The sequence below is a fragment of the Roseinatronobacter sp. genome (assembly GCF_051859525.1).
Taxonomy (GTDB): domain Bacteria; phylum Pseudomonadota; class Alphaproteobacteria; order Rhodobacterales; family Rhodobacteraceae; genus Roseinatronobacter.
Genome location: NZ_JBHYFM010000001.1, coordinates 497,688 through 511,237, shown reverse-complemented (window position 1 = coordinate 511,237; position 13,550 = coordinate 497,688). Strand labels below are relative to the sequence as shown.

Here is a 13,550-nt window from a genome sequence, read left to right as displayed (position 1 = left end):
GTTTTAGGGCCTTGCAGGGCGCGCGGGCTTGACTTAATCGGGGCGGCATGACCCAGCATCAACGCCTTCTGATCATCGATTTCGGTTCTCAGGTCACGCAGCTTATCGCGCGCAGGCTTCGGGAACTGAGTGTGTATTGCGAAATTCATCCCTATCAGCAGGTGGATGACGCATTTCTTGCCGAATTCGCGCCCAAGGCAATCATCCTGTCAGGCGGCCCCGATTCGGTCACGCGCGACGGATCCCCCCGCCCGCCGAAATCGGTATTCGCGCTGGGTGTGCCGGTCCTTGGCATTTGCTATGGCCAACAGGTCATGATGCAGGAATTGGGCGGATTGGTGGAAACGGGACATGGCACTGCCGAATTCGGACGCGCCTTCGTAACCCCCACTGCCGACCGCCTGCCCCTGCTGGAGGGGTGGTTCAACGGGGTCGATGGCCGTGAACAGGTCTGGATGAGCCACGGCGACCATGTCAGCCGTATTGCCCCAGGATTTCAGGTATTCGGCACATCGCCGGGCGCGCCCTTCGCCATTACCGCCGATCCGTCGCGCAATTTCTTCGCCGTGCAATTCCACCCCGAAGTGCACCATACCCCGAATGGCGCGAAACTTTATGAAAACTTCATCCGGCTGGCAGGGTTCACTGGCGACTGGACGATGGCATCCTACAAGGATGAAGCGATTGCGCGCATCCGCGAACAGGTGGGTGACAGGCAGGTGATCTGCGGCTTGTCAGGCGGCGTTGACAGTTCTGTGGCGGCTGTGCTGATTCACGAAGCTATTGGCGACCAGTTGACCTGCGTATTCGTGGATCACGGATTGCTGCGCCTGAACGAGGCCGAAGAAGTCGTCACCATGTTCCGTGACAATTACAACATTCCGCTGATTCACGCGGATGAGGCTGATTTGTTTCTGGGTGAACTGGACGGCGTTTCCGATCCGGAAACAAAGCGCAAGATTATCGGGCGGTTGTTTATTGATGTGTTCCAGAAATACGCCAGCCAGATTGATGGCGCGGAATTTCTGGCCCAGGGCACGCTGTATCCCGATGTCATCGAATCGGTCAGTTTCTCCGGCGGGCCGTCCGTAACCATCAAAAGCCACCATAATGTCGGCGGCCTGCCTGAAAAGATGGGCCTGAAGCTGGTGGAACCGCTGCGCGAGCTGTTCAAGGACGAAGTGCGCGCGCTGGGGCGTGAACTGGGGCTGCCTGACAAATTCATCGGCCGCCACCCCTTCCCCGGTCCGGGCCTTGCCATTCGCTGCCCCGGTGAAATCACCCGCGAGAAGCTGGAAATCCTGCGCCGTGCCGATGCGGTCTATATTGACCAGATCCGCCGCCATGGGCTGTATGACGACATCTGGCAGGCTTTTGCTGCAATTCTGCCCATGCGCACTGTGGGCGTGATGGGGGACGGGCGCACCTATGATTTCGCGCTGGCCCTGCGTGCGGTCACTTCCGTGGATGGCATGACGGCGGATTACTATCCTTTCACGCATGAGTTTCTGGGCGAGACATCGACGCGGATCATCAACGAAGTGCGCGGAATCAACCGTGTGTTCTATGATTGCACATCAAAACCGCCCGGAACAATCGAACTGGAATAATGCCGGTCACGCTTCAAGGAACATTGCGCTGCGCGAATGCGGCCCAGGCAGAACTGGTGTTACGCCACCTGCCAGAGCATATTCTGCTGTCGCGGGCCGAAGCGGGCTGCCTTCAGTTCGATGTGACACGCAGCGCAGACCCGCTTGTCTGGATCGTGTCCGAGCGTTTCACCACGCGCGCCGCATTTGACGCCCACCAAGCGCGCGTGAAGTGCAGCGTCTGGGGACGGGCAACGGCGGATATCGCGCGCAGCTACAGCGTGACCGACATTTGACCGCATGACCTTGCGCACGGAATGTCAAAACGTCTTTTCTGGGACAAATCGCCATGCTAGGCATAATGTAAGGCAGTCAAAGCTGCCGGTTCCGTGCCGCACGGGCACAACAGAAGAACGATAACAAACCCTATGGGAGATACCTATGAAAAAGCTGCTTCTTGCCAGCACCGCGCTGGCCTTCTCGGCAGGCGTTGCATTCGCGGATGAGGTGAAGATGGGCGTGTTGCTTAGCTTCACCGGCCCGATTGAATCGTTGACCCCCATCATGGCCGATAGCGCTGAACTCGCATGGAATGAAGTCAGTGAAAGTGGCCTTTTCCTTGGCGGGAAAACCATTACGTCGGTTCGTGGTGACGCGACATGCTCAGATTCTTCCGTTGCGCAAGCCTCTGGCGAGAGGATGATTTCCTCCGATGGCGTTGTTGCGATCATGGGGTCGGATTGTTCCGGTGCGACAATCGCTGTTCTTCAGAACGTCGCAATGTCTGCAGGTGTCCCAATGATTTCACCTGCGAGCACATCACCCGCTCTTACAACACTTGATTCCAACGGGCTTTTCTTCAGGACTGCACCTTCTGATGCCCGTCAAGGAGAGGTGCTTGCCGGCATTGTATACGAGCGTGGATTTACGAATGTTGCACTGACTTATGTTAATGTTGACTACGGCGCGGGCTTTTCTGATTCCTTCGCCCGCGCATTTGAGAGCTTGGGGGGAACGATTACAAGCAGAGTTCCACATGAGGACGCGCGCGGCGACTATACCGCAGAAGTTGCCCAACTAGCATCGGCCGGTGGTGATGCCCTGGTAATTCTTGGATATGTCGATGGTGGCGGTTCCATGATGCGGGCGGCTTACGAACTTGGCGCGTTTGACCAATTTTTCATGGGCGACGGCATGTTCGGCGACGCACTGATTGACGCCGTCGGCGAGGCATTGGAAGGCACCGTCGGCACAATCCCTTGGGCTGCAGGCGATGGGACTGAAGCGTTCAACGCACTTGCTGAAGCAGCAGGCGTACAGGCCGGATCCAGCTTCACGCGCGAAAGCTATGACGCGGCAGCCCTTCTGGCACTGGCCGCACAAGCTGCGGGCGAGGCAACGCCTGAAGGAATCGCGGCGAATATCCTGAATGTGGCAAACGCACCAGGCGAAGAAATCCTGCCGGGTGATCTGGCGCGCGGTCTGCAAATTCTGGCCGATGGCGGCGAGATCAACTATGTCGGCGCAACGAATGTCGAACTGGTTGGCCCAGGCGAAGCTGCAGGCTTCTACCGTGAATATGTCGTCGAAGGCGGCGAATACGTTACGGTTCAATTCCACTAACCACAAAAAGGGTCCAACAGGATCCAGCGGCCCGAGGACACCCTCGGGCCGTTTTCCGATACCACCGGAAAACAGGTGTGCCGGACAGGGAGAACACACACATGGCCATGATCAAGGTCGAGAACCTGCACAAGCATTTTGGCGGGTTCCATGCCGTGGACGGCGCATCGCTTGAAATTGAAAAAGGGTCAATCACCGGATTGATCGGTCCGAATGGTGCGGGCAAGACAACGCTTTTCAATGTGATTGCAGGCGTTCTGCCGGCCACTTCAGGCCGCGTTCTGATGGAAGGTGATGATATCACCGGCCTGCCCCCGCACGAGTTGTTTGCCAAGGGATTGCTGCGCACCTTCCAGATTGCGCATGAATTCCATTCCATGACCGTGCGCGAAAACCTGATGATGGTCCCGCCCGGCCAGTCCGGTGAAAACCTGTGGTCGGCCTGGTTCAAAAGCGCGCGCGTGCGCGAGGAAGAACGCCGCATCCGTGCGCGCGCCGATGAAGTGCTGGAATTCCTGACCATCGACCATATTGCCGATGAAAAGGCGGGCCAGATTTCGGGCGGTCAGAAAAAACTGCTGGAACTGGGCCGCACCATGATGACCGATGCCCGAATCGTGTTTCTGGATGAAGTCGGTGCAGGCGTGAACCGCACCCTGCTGAACACCATTGCGGATGCAATCGTGCGCCTGAACAAGGAACAGGGCTATACATTCGTTGTCATCGAACATGACATGGATTTTATCGGGCGCATCTGTGATCCCGTGATCTGCATGGCCGAGGGCAAGGTTCTGGCACAAGGCACGCTGGACGAGATCAAATCGAACGAACAGGTTATCGAGGCCTATCTGGGAACTGGCCTGAAAAACAAGGTCAAAGCCGAGGAGGGCGCGCTGTGAAGGAACGCTGCGCCAGCAGAATGAGTATTTGGGGCAAGATGAAACACGCAAAGGGTTCGGCCAATGGATAAGCCGGTTCTGATAGGCGATGCCATGACCGGCGGATATGGTGGCGCGGATATTTTGCATGACTGCACGATCGCAGTCGAGAAGGGCCAGATCGCCGTCATTGTGGGGCCAAATGGTGCGGGTAAATCCACAGCCATGAAGGCGGTGTTCGGGATGCTGAAACTGCGCAAGGGCGCCGTGCACCTGAATGGCGAGAATATTACCGCGCTGACACCCCAGGCGCGGGTGGCCAAAGGCATGGGCTTTGTGCCCCAGACCAGCAACATCTTTCCATCGATGAGCGTCGAGGAAAATCTGGAGATGGGCGCGTTTATTCGCCGCGACGATTTTCGTGACACGATCGGGCAGGTCTATGAGCTGTTCCCGATCCTGCGCGACAAGCGCAGGCAGGCGGCCGGTGAATTGTCGGGCGGACAGCGCCAGCAGGTTGCGGTCGGGCGGGCATTGATGACCAGGCCCAGCGTTCTGATGCTGGACGAGCCCACCGCCGGGGTAAGCCCGATTGTCATGGACGAGTTGTTTGACCGGATTATCGAAATTGCGCGCACGGGGATTTCCATTCTGATGGTGGAACAGAACGCAAGGCAGGCACTGGAGATAGCAGACAAAGGCTATGTTCTGGTTCAGGGCGCCAACCGCTACACCGATACCGGCAGCGCGCTGCTGGCCGATCCGGATGTGCGCAAAAGCTTTTTGGGGGGCTGAGCAGAATGGAACCGTTAAACGCGCTTGTGAGCGTGACAAACTTCATGCTGATCCCTGCCCTTGCCTATGGCAGCCAGTTGGCGCTTGGCGCTTTGGGGATTACGCTGATCTATTCAATCCTGCGCTTTGCCCATTTTGCGCATGGCGATACCATGGCGATTGGAACCGCCGCAGTGATCGGGGGCACGTTCTTCTTGCAGGCGCAAGGTGTCAGCATTCACCCCCTGCCAACCGCACTTCTGGCAATCCCCTTCGGGATGCTGGTGCTTATCGGCTATCTGCTGGTCACCGACAGGCTGGTGTATCGCTACTATCGCCGCGTCAAGGCAAAGCCCATGATCTTCGTGATGGCGTCGCTTGGGGTCATGTTTGTGACCAACGGGATTACACGCCTGTTCATGGGGGTTGGCGAAACCCGCTTCGAGGACGGGGAGAGATTCATCTTCTCGGTGCGTGATTTCCGCGAGTTTACCGGACTGGCCGAAGGCATGGCGCTGCGCAGTTCGCAGGCCCTTACGATTGTGACGGCACTGGTCGTGATGGTCGTGTTGTTCTGGTTCCTGAACCGCACACGCGCGGGTAAATCCATGCGCGCCTATTCGGATAACGAGGATCTGGCGCTGCTCTCGGGCATTAACCCCGAACGGGTGGTGATCATCACCTGGGTCATCACCGCCATGCTGCTGGTGACGGCAGGTACATTATACGGTCTGGACAAGGGTTTCCGCCCCTTCAACTATTTCCAGTTGCTGCTGCCCATGTTTGCGGCGGCCATTCTGGGGGGGCTTGGTTCGCCTGTGGGCGCAATCGTGGGCGCGTATATCGTGGCCTTCGCGGAAATGGGCGTCACATATGCATGGCGGCGCGTGTTCACCTATCTGATGCCCGACGGGCTGGAGCCGACATCGATGATGCAGCTATTGCCGGTGGATTATAAGTTTGCGGTCACATTCGCTATTCTTGTCATTGTGCTGCTGTTCCGTCCAACAGGTATTTTCAAGGGGAAAGTCCTATGAGCCTGACTGCGCGCGATCTGGGCCTGTTTGCGCTGATGGGGGCCGTTCTGGCAATGGTCGGAATGTTCCAAAGCCCGCAACTTGCAATCACCATCCTGAACATGAGTCTGATTTCCGCAATCATGGCTTTGGGTGTGAACATGCAATGGGGCTATGCGGGGCTGTTCAATGTGGGCATCATGGGGTTCACGGCTGTGGGCGGTCTGGCCGTGGTGCTTATTGCACAGCCGCCCGTACCAGAGGCATGGGCCGCAGGCGGGCTTGGCATATTGCTGGGTCTGATGCTGGGGGTGGCAACCATTCTGGCGGCAGTCGTCGTCTATAAATCCATGACACCGGGTAAATTGCGCGGGGCCGCAATATTTGTTGTTCTCGCCATCGGCTACCTACTGACAAGCTATGTCTTTGGCCCCGCCAAAAGTGCCGTGCAGGCCGTCAACCCCGCCTCCGAAGGGTATCTGGGCGGGATGAACCTGCCCGTCATTCTGGCATGGCCGGTTGGTGCCGTTTTTGCGGCAGGTGTGGCCTGGCTGGTGGGGAAAATCAGTCTGGGGTTACGGTCCGACTATCTGGCCATTGCGACATTGGGCATATCCGAGATTGTGATCGCGGTTCTGAAACATGAACGCTGGCTGGCGCGGGGTGTCAATAACGTGACCGGCATTGACCGGCCGGTTGCCCGCCCCGTGGATCTGCAACCGCTGCCATGGGTTCAGTCGCTGGCAGATACCATGGGCTGGAGTGTCGGGCAGACGGCGTCAGTCGTGTCTGGTCTGGGATATGCCGGTTTGTTCGTCATTGTGCTGGCCTTGCTGATCTGGCTGGCTGAACGCGCGCTGAACTCGCCCTGGGGGCGGATGATGCGCGCAATACGCGACAACGAGGTTTCAGCCCGCGCGATGGGCAAAAACGTGACCAAACGCCACCTGCACATATTTGTATTGGGGTCTGCTGTCTGTGGGCTGGCAGGGGCGATGATGGTGTCAATGGACGGCCAGTTGACCCCCGGCAGCTATGAACCGTTGCGGTTTACCTTCCTGATCTGGGTGATGGTGATTGTTGGCGGGTCCGGCAATAACTGGGGCGCGGTATTGGGGGCCTTCGTGATCTGGTTCCTTTGGGTTCAGGTGGAACCGGCCGGACGCTGGTTCATGGAACTTGTAACATCGGGCATGGCGGACGGGTCGGACCTGAAGCAACACTTGCTGGGGTCTGCGGCCTATATGCGGCTTCTGACCATGGGGGTGGCGCTGTTGCTGATGCTACGCTTCGCCCCCCGTGGCCTGATACCGGAACGCTGATGCCCCTGCCCGCATGCGCCATAGTGCTGCCAGCGGCAGGGTTGGCACGGCGCATGCGCGGCGGAGACAAGTTGCTTGAGCAGGTGGACGGCGTGCCCTTGTTGCGCCGTGTTGCCGCGCAAGCGTTGCAAGCCAGTGACGATGTTGCCGTCACCCTGCGACCTGATGCAAGCACACGCCTGTCGGTAATCGCAGATTTGCCATTGCACATATTAACCCTGACAGATGCCGACGAAGGCATGGCCACAAGCCTGCGGGCCGGTGCAGCATGGGCCGCGAAAATGCCCGTAAACGCGCTGATGATCGCCCTGCCCGACATGCCCGACATCAACGCAGAGGATTTTCGCGAGCTGATTGTGGCGCAGGCGCAAAACCCCGATCACTGTTTGCGCGCGGCCAGTGCCGCAGGCGAAGCAGGCCATCCCGTGATCCTGCCAAGGGCATTTTTTTCCGCACTTCAGGACTTAAGGGGCGATTTGGGCGCGCGCGACATATTGCGCGCCCACCCCCCGCATTTGCACCCGCTGTCCGGCCAGCGCGCAATCACCGATCTGGACACGCCCGAAGACTGGGCCGCATGGCGCGAAGGTCGGGGCTAAAGCGCATTCAACACTTAAACTGTCTGCAACCGCGCCCTGTTCAGGGCCAGCCAGTACGCGGTTTGTATCAATGGCCCATTGCGCACCTCGGCGCTGTCGATCAGCGCCATCAGCCTGTCGAACGGTATGACATGGCTGCGGATATTCTCGGCCTCGCTCGCAAGGCCGGACACCCCCTCATCCTCGTGCGAAAGATCACATAACCCGATGAAGGAATACAGATATTCCGATATCGCACCGGGTGAGGGGTAGGACGCCCCCACAGGCACAAGCGCAGCTTTCGTCAACCCAAGCTGCGCTTCTTCCTGTGCTTCGCGCAGCGCGCAATCCTCAGCGCTTTCGCCGGGGTCGATCCGTCCGGCAATAGGTTCCAGCGACCAGCAATTCGCATCCCCCCTGATATAAGGACCATAGCGGAACTGCTCGATCACCATCACAAGATCAAGCTTCGGGTCATAGGGAAGCAGCGTAACCGCATCACTCATGACGAATGCTGCGCGGCGGACAACCTCGCTCTCGCTGCCATCAAAGCGCCGGAAGCTCAGGTCATCGACCTGAACCCCGAAGAAATACGCATAGGGTTGCATGCGTTGGCGCGACACCACATCACCCCGCCCCCAAGATCCGCGCAGCGTCGCGGGCTGCGCGGACTGCCCCGCGCGGATCTGTGACGCCGCATGCGCCAGCAGCATCGGATAGCGGATTTTCAAGACCTCCGGCGCATAGATGGCCGACAGGGCGAAAACCTCTTGCGTGGCAATCATCGCGCTGTCGCCATGGCGGTCACACCAGTCATCAAGGGACCAATATTGTTCCAGATCTGGCGGGGCCTGCTTGGGTCGGTACACCTGCGCCTGAACGGGATCGCCATCGCAGAAAACAACGATCTGTTCGCGCTGATACTCGAAAAGGGATTCGTAAAAATCCAGTCTGGCAAGGCTTGCGGCATCCAGTGTGACAAGCCCGCCGTCAGCCTGCCCCCCGTTTTGTGGCAGAAGAACCGGATATCCCGCACAATTAAACTGTGCAAAATCCGGTAGCACAGCGGCGCGCATCGGGGTCTGTCCGCCCAGAACAATCGCCCTTAGGGCGTCATGGCGCAAGGTGCCAAACAGGAATATGTCGTTTCTCATCGATCAAACCGCCGCGTTTCAGCCCAGCGGTAAAAAATCGTCAGCACGATTCCGGCCCCGACAATCATTCCCGCGATCAGCAGCAGGAAATCCAGATCCCACATCCGCATCAGGTGTTCGACGAACACCCCGACAAAGCCCAGAAACGCATCTTCCAGACCGGAATAACGCATCTGATAGCCGCGCCAGAAAACAGTGTAACTGCCTATAATTACAAGCGACAATAACACTGTCAGAATAACACCCTGAAGTGTCTGGAATATGGATTGCACAAGGCGTCCATCCACATGCCTGCCGACAAAACGCCAGCCCACAAGCGCAGCAACAGCCACCAGAACCAAAGTGCCGTTGCCTGAACGCGGCGGATACTCATAAAGGGTTTTGTAGGTTTCACCCGCGTAAAGCGCGAGTCCCGCAAAAATGATGGCCGCAGCCAGTCTGGTCAATGTCGGCATCAAATCTTACCCAGTGTCGTCCTGCGGGAGTTTACGCTGTGTTCCACACCTTAACAACCGCGCCTGTCGCGGCAGGCGTCAGCTTTTGGAAGGGCGTTGCAAAACCAGTTGCGTGACATCACAACTGCCCGACCGGAATGCCCCGGCGCAGGACGTCAGATAGAATTCCCACATGCGCCGGAAACGCGCGTCATACCCAAGCGCCGCGATTTCAGGCCATTTTTCTGTAAAACTCTGGTTCCAGCGCCGCAGCGTTTCAGAATAGCTGGCACCGAAATCATGGGTGTTCACATATACCAGACCGTTGGCCTCTGCGATCTGCCGCACTGGGCCCGGCGCGCCAAGCATTCCGCCCGGGAATATATATTTTTGAATAAAATCAACGTGCTTTCGATAACTCTTAAACCTCTCATCTGGCACCATGATAATCTGGATCACGGCATTCGCGCCCGGCTTCAACAGGTCATGGACGGATTTGAAATAGGCGGGCCAATAGGCCTCGCCAACGGCCTCGAACATTTCGATCGATGCGATGGCGTCAAACTGTCCGCGCGTGTCACGATAGTCCTGCATACGAATTTCAACGCGATCCTGCACGCCCGCCGCATGCATGCGTGCCACAGCATAATCATGTTGTGCCTGCGAAATCGTCAGGCCCGTCACCTTCAGGCCACGCTTCAGCGCGGCATATTCGGCAAACCCGCCCCAGCCACAGCCAATTTCAAGCACGCTGTCACCGGCGCTGACGCCCATCCTGTCCACCATCGCAGCGTATTTTGCCTCTTGCGCGGCTTCCAGCGTTTCCTGTCCACTCTCGAAAATCGCCGAGGAATAGGTCATGCTGTCATCCAGCCACAACTTGTAGAAATCATTCCCCAAATCATAGTGATACGCGATGTTCTTGCGTGCCTGGGTCTTGGAATTGCTGCGCAGCCAGTGCCGGACCCTCTCGACGGCGCGCACCAGTTTCATGGGCAGCACCTCGTCATATAATGACGGGTTGTCGTCGTTGATAAGATCCATGAACGCTTGCAGGTCCGGCGTGCTCCAGCCGCCTTCCATGTAGCTTTCAGAAAACCCCACATCGCCCTCGCGTATCAGGCGCGCAAACAGGTCAGGGTCATGGACGGTGATTGCCGCAACATGACCGGCCTGCTTGCCCTGAAACCGGAACACACGCCCGTCAGGCAAGGTGACATCCAGCCGCCCCTTGTTCAAACGCGACGCCATTGCATGCGCCGCCCCGAAATAACGGGGCAGGTTTTCCTGATTCTCAAGTGTTGTCAAAACCTGTGACATCATGCTCTCGCATGATATTGTATCATCGCGCATTGGCAATATCGTCCTTGTCCCTGTCGCATCATCAAGATTTGTTTTTGTTTTCATACGCGGCCAGCGCCCGCTTGCGTCCATCTGCCAGCGCTACAACGGGTGCGGGGCGCCCGTCTTGCGGGCGCAGGCCCCAACTGCGCGGACAGGCATCAAAAAATAACATCGCGGATTGCGGCGGGCTGTCACTCAGTTCTGCGAGCCAGGCCTTGCGATACTGCGCGGCAGGGTCGAATTTTTGCGCCTGCGTGTCTGGGTTGAAAATCCGGAAATATGGTGCCGCATCAGGGCCGGACCCTGCCACCCATTGCCAGCCCATGGCGTTTGCCGCAGGGTCCCAATCCACCAGACATTCGGCAAACCAGTCCTGTCCGACCCGCCAATGCGTCAGCATGTGTTTGGTCAGATAGGATGCCACCAGCATGCGCGCACGGTTATGCATGCGCCCGGTGACATACATTTCACGCATCGCGGCATCGACGACATCAATTCCCGTGCGTCCCTGTTTCCAGCGCAAAACATCTCCGCCCTCATCCCGCCATGCAAAACTGTCCCACCCCTCGCGCCAGTTGCGGGAAGTGATATGCGGTGTGTGATAGACCAGATGATAGGCAAATTCGCGCCAGACAAGTTCTTTCAGAAAATGCTCGGCCCCCGGCCTGCCAGCATCCAGCGCATGCTGGCCGGCATGCCACAGCGCAACGGGGCTGATTTCGCCGTAAGTCAGGTTTTCCGACAAGCCGGAACACACATCCTTGTGCAGAAAATCGCGCTGGTCCTTGTATTGGCCTACGTTACACTCAATGAACCGCGCAAGGCGGTCATGCGCGGCACCCTCGCCGATATGCAGATGGGGGTAAACCACATCTGCCCCGCGATCCATGCCGCGCCCCAAACTCCAATCGGCCAGTCTGTCACTCTCGGGCCAATGATCGGGTTTGCGCAGGCTTTTGGGCGCAGGCAGCCGTGCAGCGACATCCCTATCCTTCACCGCGCGCCAGAACGGCGAATACACCTGATAGAACTTCCCCTGCCCTGTCTGCACCTGCCACGGCTCAAACAGCAGATGGCCCGCATAGCTTCTGGCGTCACAGCCCAAATCGCCCAACGCCGCCTTGACGGCCTTGTCGCGCGCCACCTGATCAGGGTCATATTGCCGTCCCCACCAGATCGCGGTTGCCCCTGTCTGCGCAACCAATGTGCGCAGGACATCCAACGCCGCCCCTTTTCGGAAAACCAGCCGTGATCCGATATCTTCAAGGCGTTTCGCAAACGCCTCCAGCCCCAGCCCCAGCCGCCATTTCGGGGCCGCGCCCAAACTCTCGACAACATTATCGCAGATGAACACGGCAATCACCGGACGACCAGACGAGACAGCCGCATGCAGAACCGGATTGTCAGCCAGCCGCAAGTCGCGCCGGACCCACCAGATAACAGGGGAATTTTGTGTCACGTTACGTCCGGCTTCATCTTGCAAAAAATACTCATTCTTGCCCCTGCACGATCATTTCCGTCCGTCCAGAAGGCGTCACAGGACTTGATCTAGCGCCAAAATCAATGCGTCAAGATCCTCAGCACTCGTATAATGCACAAAAGACAACCGCAGCACACCATGCGCAGGATCAACCCCGACACCGCCAAGCGCGCGATTGGCATAGAAACTGCCGCCCCCCGCCATGATGCCGCGCAACGCAAGCGCCTGCGCAAGTGCCAGCCCCGAACGCGCATGTTCCAGCGCAACTGTCGGCGCACGCCCCTTCGCCTGATCCGGCCCGATAAGGCGCACATCGTTGCGCCCCTTCACATACTCCAGCAATGGTTGCAGCAGACGCGTTTCATGCGCCCGCATCAGATCATGCACCTGCACCATACGCGACGCCGCATCCTGCCCCGCGCCATCCTTGAAATGGTGGGCATGCAGCGCATCAAAGTAATCTGCCATCCCTGCACAGGCGGCAATCTGGGCATGGTCGGGGCCCGCGGGGGTGAACCGTTTATACAAGGTATCGGCGTTAAAGTAATGCGCCTGATTGGGCAGTTCTGCCCCAAGGTCGCGCCGGATCACCATCAGGCCCTGATGCGGCCCATATGTTTTATAGGCCGAAAACAGGTAGATATCCGCCCCCAATGCCGCCACATCCGGCAGGCCATGCGGCGCATAGGACACCCCGTCGACGCAGGACCGGATACCCGCCTGCCGCAAGCCCTGACAAATCTGCGCCACCGGATTGATTTCCCCCACAATATTCGAGCAATGCGGGAAACAGACCAGCCGCACCTTGTCATCGATCAGCCGCCACAGCGCTTCGGGGTCCAGATGGCCGCTTGTCGGGTCGATCTGCCACTCTCGAATAGTGATGCCTTGTGCCTGCAACCGCCGCCAGGGGCCTGAATTCGCCTCGTGATCCTGATTTGTCACGACAATCGCATCGCCCGGCGACAGCATCTCGCCAAAGGCCTGCGCCAGAACATAGGTGTTGGCGCTGCTTGAGGGGCCGAAACTCAATTCGTCACTTTCCACGCCCATCATCGCAGCAAGGCGGTTGCGTGCCTCGTCCATCTCGGCACCGGCGGCCTGTGATGCGGCGTAAGCCCCATAGGGCTGGACCTTGCGTTCATGGTAGTAGCGAAACAGCCGGTCAATGACTGGCTTGCATGTATACGACCCGCCAGCATTCTCGAAAAAGCGCTGGCCCTCCAAAGCTGGCTGCTGAAATGCGGGAAACATGGAACGGACGAAGCGGGTATCAAGCATAGTGTCGGTCATGGCGGGGGTTTCCTTGAACAGTCCTCGCCGACAATCTGCGCTGCCACTGGCCCGGATACAACCCG

General features: G+C 58.3%; 13 protein-coding genes. 8 read left to right on the top strand and 5 right to left on the bottom strand.

Translation table 11 applies throughout. The annotated features are described in order from the left end of the window. The first annotated feature begins 47 nt into the window (after positions 1 to 47). From guaA to ACTIE1_RS02500, 8 genes are all read left to right on the top strand, one after another. The gene (gene guaA, locus ACTIE1_RS02535) at positions 48 to 1,610 is read left to right on the top strand and encodes a glutamine-hydrolyzing GMP synthase (RefSeq protein WP_439559956.1); all 1,563 of its coding nucleotides are present in this window, start codon (positions 48 to 50) and stop codon (positions 1,608 to 1,610) included. Then, complete coding sequence (locus tag ACTIE1_RS02530; protein WP_439559957.1) at positions 1,610 to 1,885, top strand: putative quinol monooxygenase; 276 nt, start codon at positions 1,610 to 1,612, stop codon at positions 1,883 to 1,885. The genes guaA and ACTIE1_RS02530 overlap by 1 nt, the downstream gene beginning before the upstream one ends. Before the next feature lie 145 nt (positions 1,886 to 2,030). Then, entirely contained in the window at positions 2,031 to 3,212 is a 1,182-nt protein-coding gene (locus tag ACTIE1_RS02525; RefSeq protein WP_439563240.1) for an ABC transporter substrate-binding protein, read from the top strand. 107 nt (positions 3,213 to 3,319) lie between these two features. After that, positions 3,320 to 4,111 (top strand): ABC transporter ATP-binding protein, encoded by a 792-nt coding sequence (locus tag ACTIE1_RS02520; protein ID WP_439560548.1) that lies wholly within the window; start codon positions 3,320 to 3,322, stop codon positions 4,109 to 4,111. Positions 4,112 to 4,174: 63 nt separating this feature from the next. Further along, on the top strand, positions 4,175 to 4,885 hold the full coding sequence (locus ACTIE1_RS02515) for an ABC transporter ATP-binding protein (protein WP_439559959.1): 711 nt from the start codon (positions 4,175 to 4,177) through the stop codon (positions 4,883 to 4,885). 5 nt (positions 4,886 to 4,890) lie between these two features. Continuing rightward, positions 4,891 to 5,901, top strand: a complete 1,011-nt coding sequence (locus tag ACTIE1_RS02510; protein WP_439559960.1) for a branched-chain amino acid ABC transporter permease — start codon at positions 4,891 to 4,893, stop codon at positions 5,899 to 5,901. Beyond that, a complete protein-coding gene (locus ACTIE1_RS02505; protein ID WP_439559961.1) occupies positions 5,898 to 7,202 on the top strand; it encodes a branched-chain amino acid ABC transporter permease in 1,305 nt (434 codons plus the stop codon). The genes ACTIE1_RS02510 and ACTIE1_RS02505 overlap by 4 nt, the downstream gene beginning before the upstream one ends. After that, the gene (locus tag ACTIE1_RS02500; protein WP_439559962.1) at positions 7,202 to 7,801 is read left to right on the top strand and encodes a nucleotidyltransferase family protein; all 600 of its coding nucleotides are present in this window, start codon (positions 7,202 to 7,204) and stop codon (positions 7,799 to 7,801) included. Before ACTIE1_RS02505 ends, ACTIE1_RS02500 begins: the two co-directional genes overlap by 1 nt. Positions 7,802 to 7,815: 14 nt before the next feature. Here the strand turns inward: ACTIE1_RS02500 and ACTIE1_RS02495 are convergent, their stop codons facing one another. The 5 genes from ACTIE1_RS02495 to ACTIE1_RS02475 form a co-directional block, all read right to left on the bottom strand. After that, entirely contained in the window at positions 7,816 to 8,934 is a 1,119-nt protein-coding gene (locus ACTIE1_RS02495) for a gamma-glutamylcyclotransferase (protein ID WP_439559963.1), read from the bottom strand. Beyond that, positions 8,931 to 9,389 (bottom strand): TrgA family protein, encoded by a 459-nt coding sequence (locus tag ACTIE1_RS02490; protein WP_439559964.1) that lies wholly within the window; start codon positions 9,387 to 9,389, stop codon positions 8,931 to 8,933. The genes ACTIE1_RS02495 and ACTIE1_RS02490 overlap by 4 nt, the downstream gene beginning before the upstream one ends. Before the next feature lie 78 nt (positions 9,390 to 9,467). After that, a complete protein-coding gene (locus ACTIE1_RS02485) occupies positions 9,468 to 10,721 on the bottom strand; it encodes a class I SAM-dependent methyltransferase (protein ID WP_439559965.1) in 1,254 nt (417 codons plus the stop codon). Positions 10,722 to 10,752: 31 nt separating this feature from the next. Next, complete coding sequence (locus tag ACTIE1_RS02480; protein WP_439559966.1) at positions 10,753 to 12,171, bottom strand: cryptochrome/photolyase family protein; 1,419 nt, start codon at positions 12,169 to 12,171, stop codon at positions 10,753 to 10,755. A gap of 75 nt (positions 12,172 to 12,246) precedes the next feature. After that, the gene (locus ACTIE1_RS02475; RefSeq protein ID WP_439559967.1) at positions 12,247 to 13,485 is read right to left on the bottom strand and encodes an aminotransferase class V-fold PLP-dependent enzyme; all 1,239 of its coding nucleotides are present in this window, start codon (positions 13,483 to 13,485) and stop codon (positions 12,247 to 12,249) included. Positions 13,486 to 13,550: the final 65 nt, after the last annotated feature.